Below are 2,555 nucleotides of genomic sequence, written 5' to 3' on the forward strand. Positions count from 1 at the left end.
GCTTTACAGACAAGGTCGCCGTGGTGGGATTATCAATATTTGGAATAACATATAAAACATCGATTGATTGTTTTTCGCATTGCAGTTGAAACTGTTCTGGAATGATCCCCTGCTCATCCATGCTGATACCGATGACGTCCAGTTGCAACTGATCTGCCATCGCTCTCAATCCAGGATAAGAAAACTCAGGAGCGGCTATCGTTTTTGCTCCTTTGCGTTTGAGATAGCTTAATAAACAAAACAAAGCACTGTGAGCACCGCTTGAAATCAGAAGTTGATCGCTATTTAGCCCTGTTAGTTTCGGTGACAACCATTGCTGGCCGGCAAGCCGGTCATCCGGATGGCCAGCTGTTTCCTGGTAACACAGGTGGTGTGAGGCAGAAATACCTGACAGACTAAGTTCGCTGATGGCTTCGGCAATGCTCTTCTCGAGATTCAGCTCATTAGGTATAGGCGGGTTGTTCATGCTTAAATCCAGCGTTTTGCCTTCAATAAGCTGTGATGAGTTGTAATGAGAAAAAGTGGTTTGAGCAATAAAACAGCCATTGCCTCTTTGGGTTTCAACTAATCCCCTTCTGGCTGCTTCATTAATGGCTCTTGTTACCGTAGTGAGATCAACAGAAAGTGCGTCAGCCATTTGGCGTTGTGCTGGTAATCTGTCACCCGGTTTGAGAATACGGTTTTTGATGTCTGTTTCTATCGCATCAACAATACCGATGTATTTAACGCGAGCATTTGAATCTATTCTTGCTGACCAGGTGGACATAGCTTTCTCCATTGACGCTAACCGTACAATTTGGAGTAAATGCTATGCCTCACTTATTTTGTATGCAATAAAAACATACAAAACAAGTGTTTGTATGGATTATTATTTTTATATATACCTACAATCAGGACGTTTTAGACAAGAATAACAAGTCTATTTGCGCAAAATTGGGTCTGAACATTATTCCCACATGATATCAGCATTGGCTTTTGCAGCTGCGTCGAACAATTCAATTAATGGCAGAGCACGTTTTGATATAGACACTGGAGGATTGTCATCGTCCTCACTCTCAGTATTGTCTTCATCGCTTAATTTGGCATTGTTCACTGCTTGCTCTAGACGTTGTTTATAGTCATTAACGTCTTCTGCCTGGATAGCACCTGGAACAGTTCCACTATGTCCCATCAGTTTTAATAAATGAACAGCCACATCACCAAACAGGGTGATATCAGCATAAGTTTTTGTTTTAAATGTAACAATCATAAGGACTCCTGCTAGTAGAAATATGAACAAACATCATACGTTGAATCAGGTATCAAGACATTAACAAAGAAAGGTGTGAGTCGATGGATTCAGTTATTGGTAGATATAACGGATTTCATTAGCAGGAAGCGGCGCACAAAAATAGTAGCCCTGCACAGTCACCGCATAGTCGTTATCTCTGAAAAAGGCAAGTTGTTCTTCTGTTTCTACCCCTTCTACGACGACTTCCAGCTTTAATTGTTTAGCCATGGCAATGATGGCTGTCACTATGGCGGCATCGTTCTCATCATTGACCAAATCGTCAATAAAGGATTTATCTATTTTTAAAGCATGTATCGGAAATTTTTTGATGTAGCTTAGTGATGAGTACCCCGTCCCGAAGTCATCGATGAATATTTTTACACCAATATTTTTGAGTTTTTCTAATATGGCAAAACTTTCATTCAGATGATGCATCATCAGGTTTTCTGTGATTTCAACTTCAAGGTATTCAGCTGGGAGCTGATATCGATTCAAACTTGCTTCAATTAGCTCGAAAAGCTTGTTTGGTTTGCCAGTGTGTAGAAACTGCCTTGCGGAGAGGTTGACTGAAATATGCGCAGGAAAACCGGAATCCAGCCATTGTTTTGCTTGTTTACAAGCTTGGTCAATGACCCACTCGCCAATTGAAACAATGAGACCACTTTTTTCAGCGATAGGGATAAAAATGGAAGGTGAAATATCGCCATGCTCGGCATTATGCCAGCGCAGCAATGCTTCAAACCCCACTGTGTCGCCATTCACAATATCAATCTTGGGCTGATAATGTAACTGCAATTCATTGTCAGCAATCGCACGTCGAAGTCGGTTTTCCAGCTCAAAATGATTTTGTACTGAATTATTCATTTCATCACTGAAAAAATGATACTGGTTTTTACCCAATGCCTTTGCATGGCGTAAGGCATTATCCGCGTCGGACAAGGCTTGGTCGACGCTGTCTATCCCTTCGTTGAAGAAAGCGATGCCAATACTGATAGAAACAAAGACTTCATGCTCATCGATCACAAATGGCTGGTGAAAACTACTGATGATCTTTTCAGCAATATTAGCTGCATCAACAGGTTCGTTGATATAGGTCATCAATACGACAAATTCATCACCAGCAAAACGTGTCAAAGTATCGTTTTTACTGAGACTCTCAGGAAGTCGTTTCGCCACCTCAGCGAGAAGTGCATCACCCACCATATGACCGAGTGAATCATTAACGCGTTTAAAATCATCGAGATCGATAAACAGTAATGCTTGTGACACCTTTTTTTGAGCTGCG

Annotated in this window: 3 protein-coding genes; all 3 read right to left on the minus strand. The window is 41.4% G+C overall.

From position 1 onward, the window contains the following. Positions 1 to 766, minus strand: a 766-nt coding sequence (locus B4K20_RS14635; RefSeq protein ID WP_289283467.1) for an aminotransferase class I/II-fold pyridoxal phosphate-dependent enzyme, incomplete at its 3' end; no start/stop codon positions are given. A 180-nt stretch (positions 767 to 946) separates the two neighbouring features. Beyond that, the gene (locus B4K20_RS14640; protein WP_289283468.1) at positions 947 to 1,249 is read right to left on the minus strand and encodes a DUF1840 domain-containing protein; all 303 of its coding nucleotides are present in this window, start codon (positions 1,247 to 1,249) and stop codon (positions 947 to 949) included. 93 nt (positions 1,250 to 1,342) lie between these two features. After that, a partial coding sequence (locus B4K20_RS14645) for a putative bifunctional diguanylate cyclase/phosphodiesterase (protein WP_289283469.1) occupies positions 1,343 to 2,555 on the minus strand: 1,213 nt, incomplete at its 5' end.

The sequence above is a fragment of the Methylophaga sp. UBA5088 genome, from assembly GCF_002414625.1.
Classification (GTDB): Bacteria; Pseudomonadota; Gammaproteobacteria; order Nitrosococcales; family Methylophagaceae; genus Methylophaga; species Methylophaga marina.

Excerpts from the sequence above, each read along its gene's own strand:
- B4K20_RS14640 (WP_289283468.1), bottom strand. The coding sequence starts at position 1,249 with ATGATTGTTACATTTAAAACAAAAACTTATGCTGATATCACCCTGTTT.